5 protein-coding genes are annotated in these 4,176 nt (G+C 72.8%); 3 read left to right on the top strand and 2 right to left on the bottom strand.

Annotation, left to right across the window (positions count from 1 at the left end; all coding sequences use genetic code 11):
- Positions 1-72 precede the first annotated feature (72 nt).
- Entirely contained in the window at positions 73-1,248 is a 1,176-nt protein-coding gene (locus SACSA_RS0110205) for a saccharopine dehydrogenase family protein (RefSeq protein ID WP_019815595.1), read from the bottom strand.
- A gap of 277 nt (positions 1,249-1,525) precedes the next feature.
- Between SACSA_RS0110205 and SACSA_RS0110200 the strand changes: the two genes are divergently transcribed.
- The 3 genes from SACSA_RS0110200 to SACSA_RS0110190 all read left to right on the top strand — a co-directional run bounded on the left by SACSA_RS0110200 (position 1,526) and on the right by SACSA_RS0110190 (position 3,216).
- Positions 1,526-1,705, top strand: a complete 180-nt coding sequence (locus SACSA_RS0110200) for a hypothetical protein (RefSeq protein ID WP_019815593.1) — start codon at positions 1,526-1,528, stop codon at positions 1,703-1,705.
- Between the two features lie 152 nt (positions 1,706-1,857).
- On the top strand, positions 1,858-2,154 hold the full coding sequence (locus tag SACSA_RS0110195) for a WhiB family transcriptional regulator (RefSeq protein WP_019815591.1): 297 nt from the start codon (positions 1,858-1,860) through the stop codon (positions 2,152-2,154).
- 75 nt (positions 2,155-2,229) lie between these two features.
- A complete protein-coding gene (locus tag SACSA_RS0110190; RefSeq protein WP_019815589.1) occupies positions 2,230-3,216 on the top strand; it encodes a TIGR03557 family F420-dependent LLM class oxidoreductase in 987 nt (328 codons plus the stop codon).
- A gap of 105 nt (positions 3,217-3,321) precedes the next feature.
- Here the strand turns inward: SACSA_RS0110190 and shbA are convergent, their stop codons facing one another.
- A complete protein-coding gene (gene shbA / locus SACSA_RS0110185; RefSeq protein ID WP_019815587.1) occupies positions 3,322-4,011 on the bottom strand; it encodes an RNA polymerase sigma factor ShbA in 690 nt (229 codons plus the stop codon).
- Positions 4,012-4,176: the final 165 nt, after the last annotated feature.

The raw sequence follows: 4,176 nt of genomic DNA, 5'->3' as shown, positions 1-4,176 counted from the left end.
CTCACCGGGCGCGGGCGCCTGCTCGCCGACGCCGTCGTGCGCAGGCTCGTCGGCTGACCGCGCCGGGCGTGCTCACGACCGTTCCAGCACCCGGATCGTGAGCCCCGCCCGGGCAAGGCGGTGCAGCAGCGCGTCACCCATCGCCGCGGCCGTGGTGACCTGTCCCGAGGTCGGCGGCACGTCGTCGAAGGCAAGGCACAGTGCCGACTCGGCCAGCATCTTCGAGGTTTCGTCGTAGCCGGGGTCGCCTCCGGCGAATTCGGTGACTACCCGCTCGCCGCCTCCCTCGCCGACGAACCGCACGTTGAACCACGAGCGCAGCCGCCGGTGCTCGCTGGGGCCGTCACCCGGCCTGCGCACCGAGCCGAGTGCCCGGCGCGCGGGCGGAATCCGGGCGAGCAGCGCGAGGATTCCGAGACCGAGCGCGCCCGCGACGACGGTGGGCAGGCGCTTGACGGCCGTGTACTGCTCGTAGGTGAACTCCGGGCCGTAGCGTGGCAGGGCCGCGGCCGACCGGCCGACGATCTGGGGGTCGAGCGTCGGCATCGGCACCAGCCACCGGTTCGTCTCGCGATCGCGCCGGGGCGCTCGGACGGGCAGGTGGACGCGCCGGTCGGCGGGGCGCGATTCGGCCGCGCGCCGCTCACGGGCCGTGTGGACCATCCGCCGCGCCCGGGAGAACACGGTCAGCGCCGACGAGTAGGTGCCCCCGGAGAACTCGGCCTTGGCCCGCACCTGGCTCCGCACCGTGAGCGGGACACCGCGCGGCAGGTGCTGGACGGTGAAGTACACGCCGAGGTCGTAGGGAATGGAGTCGAACCCGCAGGCGTGGATCAGCCGCGCCCCGGTCTCCCGCGCGGTGGCGTGGTGGTCCAGATACATCTGGTCAACGAACTCCGGCTCGCCGGTCAGGTCGACGTAGTCGGTGCCCGCGCGGGCGCAGGCGGCCACGAGGGGCTCCCCGTGGTGCAGGTAGGGACCCACGGTGGTGATCACCACACGGGCGGAGGCCGCGAGGTCGCGCAGCGAGTCGGCGTCGTCGACGTCGGCGTGCAGCAGCGCGAGCTCGGAGCAGGCCGGGTCGATCGTGGCGAGCCGGTCGCGCAGCCGTTCCAGCTTCTCCTTGCTGCGCCCGGCCAGCGCCCAACGACACGTGCCGGGAGCGTGGCGCGCGAGGTACTCCGCGGTCAGCGCGCCGGTGAAGCCGGTGCCTCCGAACAGGACGATGTCGTACTCGCGCTCGGCCATGGTGTCCCTCCGTAGTCGGCGTGTGTTCGATGTGTAACACACCGGCGGTCGCCGCGGACCCGTCAGGTGACGGACTCAACCGGCGCCACCCGCGCAACGACGACCGCGTCCGAGGGGAGACGGCACGGCGCACGCTGTGGCGGACGACACCCGCGGCCGGAGGGCGGTTCGTGGCCCCGTCACGGAGCGTCCGGCCAGCTCAGGGTCCTGGACGCGGTCGCGGGACGGCGGCCGCGGCCCGGATTGAGAACCGGGTCGCCGGGGTACCTGCCTGATCATGACGGAGAACCACGACCTGGCCCCCGAGGCGGACGTCGAAGAACAAGAGCAAGCCGTGGCCGGCGGCGAGGAGGTCCCGGCGAGCGTGGGCGTGCCGCTGGACGCCAATCCTGCCGATGTGGCCGAGCAGTCCGCCCCGGTGCCGGTGGACGAGGACGACGAGGCGCTGTCCGACTGACCCGCCCGGATCAGCCCGCCCGGTCGGCCGGAGCCCGTCCGGATAACCGAGGTGTGGGTTTTCCGCAACCGGGGTACACGCACCGACCTGAGGCGGTGCACACGAACCACGCACCGACCTGAGGCGGTGCACACGAACACGGAGGTGACCACATGGCCGACACGTCTCGCCTGCCCACTCCTGTCGCCGAGGTGTGGGAGTGGCAGCGGCACGGGAACTGCCGCAATCTCGACAGCGCCGTGTTCTTCCATCCTGATGGAGAACGCGGGTTCGCGCGCGCCGACCGGGTCGCCAGGGCCAAGGAGATCTGCCGGACGTGCCCGGTGATCGTCCAGTGCCGGCACCACGCGCTGACGGTGCAGGAGCCGTTCGGTGTCTGGGGCGGACTCGACGAGACCGAGCGCAGGGACGCCATCGCCCGCCGGAAGAAGCTGCAACCCGCGAGCTGATCTCAACCGCGAGGCGGGGCGGAACCGGCGCGCGAGACCGGTGCGCCCGGCGAGGACGTGTCGAAGGGAGCGTGCGTGCGGTTCGGATACACCTTGCTCACCGAACAGGCAGGACCGGGGGATCTCGTCGGTCACGCGGCCGACGCCGAGCGGGCCGGGTTCGACTTCGCCGTCATGAGCGATCATTACTCACCCTGGCTGGACAGCCAGGGCCACTCCCCGTACGCGTGGAGTGTGCTGGGGGCGGTCACGCAGGCGACCGAGCGCATCGAGCTCATGACGTATGTGACGTGCCCGACGATGCGGTACCACCCGGCCGTCGTGGCGCAGAAGGCGGCGACCGTCCAGCAACTCTCGGGCGGTCGCTTTCTGCTGGGGCTCGGAGCCGGGGAGAACCTCAACGAGCACGTGATCGGGCAGGGCTGGCCTCCGGTCAACGTCCGGCACGAGATGCTCACCGAGGCTGTCGGGATCATCAACGATCTGTTCGACGGCGGGTACACCAACTTCGTGGGGGCCCACTTCCGTGTGGACTCGGCCAAGCTGTGGGACCTGCCCGAGATGCGCGCGCCGATCGGTGTCGCCGTCTCCGGTGCGCAGTCGGTGCGCCGGTTCGCCCCGGTGGCGGACGCGATGATCGCGGTCGAGCCGAACCCGGAGCTGTGCGCGGGGTGGGACGAGGCACGGTCGTCGGTGGGCCAGGAGGCCTCCCGCAAGATCGGGCAGCTTCCGGTCTCCTGGGACACCGACGAGGACGCGGCGGTGCGCCGGGCGCACGAGCAGTTCCGCTGGTTCGCCGGTGGCTGGAAGGTGAACGCGGAGCTGCCGGGAACGGCGTCGTTCGCCGCCGCGACCCAGTTCGTCACACCGGACGACGTCGCCGCCTCGATCCCGTGCGGGTCCGACGTCGGTCGCGTGGTCGAGGCGGCGCGGCCGTTCTTCGACGCGGGCTTCACCGATCTCGCGCTCGTCCAGGTGGGTGGCGCGGCGCAGGGCCCGTATCTCGACGCGGCCGAACGCGAGATCCTGCCCGCGCTGCGGGAGGCCGCCGGGTCCCGCTGACGCGGCCCGGACCGCCGTCGTCATGTCCCGCACGGTGGCTGGTGAACGCGGGCGGGCGCTGGCCTGGTGAACGTGGGTGGTTGTTCGCTGGGCGGTCCGCCCGCGTCACAAGCCGCCCGCGGCGGCGGCCCACTGCCGCATCCGGGTGAGCGCGCGGTGCTGGGTGGTGCGCACGTTGGCGGGGGAGAGTCCCAGCGCGTCCGCCGTTTCCGTCGCCGAAAGGCCGACCACCACCCGCAGCACGAGTATCTCGCGCTGCACGGCGGGCAGGCGGTCGAGCAGGTCGGCCAGCCGGTGCCCGAGGTCGGTGTTGAGGACGTGCCGTTCGGGCTCGTTGTCCGGCCCCGGCTGCTCGGGCACGCAGGGCGTCGCGTGCGTGCGCTCGCGCGCGGCGAGCCGGAACACGTCGGCCACCTTGTTCGCCGCGATCGCGCGGACCAGGAACAGGAACGAGCCGCCCCGGTCGCGGTAACCGGGCAGGGCGCGCAGCACCGCCACGCAGATGTCCTGGGCGACGTCCTCGGCACTGATGTGGCCGAAATCGCGGCGGCCCAGCCGGGCGCGGCAGTACCGCACGATCACCGGAGTCAGCAGTGCCGTGAGCCTGCGCACGGCGCCGGGGTCGCCGCACACGGCCTCCCGGACCACGGGGTCGAGCACGCCCGCGTCGAGTGGTTCGTCCCCCGCCGCCGCCTCGGAGGGCGGCTCGCTCCTGCGGGGGACCGCGGCGGTGAGGGACAACTCGTCCACGATCGGCTCCCGGGGCCGGACGACGGCGGCTCCGCTGGGGGCCACCGTGGGCCATGCTAGACGGCGACTCCCCGGTACACCAGAAACCCCGGCACACCAGAACCGCGGTCGCCGGTCCTAGCGCAGGACCGTCACCAGCGCGCTCACCGCCGCGCCGGTGACCAACGCGGCGGTGAGCGCGGCGACCGGAGTGGACACCGGTGTGGGCGG

Origin of the sequence: Saccharomonospora saliphila YIM 90502, from assembly GCF_000383795.1 — a bacterium.
GTDB lineage: Bacteria > Actinomycetota > Actinomycetes > Mycobacteriales > Pseudonocardiaceae > Saccharomonospora > Saccharomonospora saliphila.
Note: the sequence above shows the minus strand (reverse complement) of the source record. Positions and strands in the feature narration are given on the sequence as shown.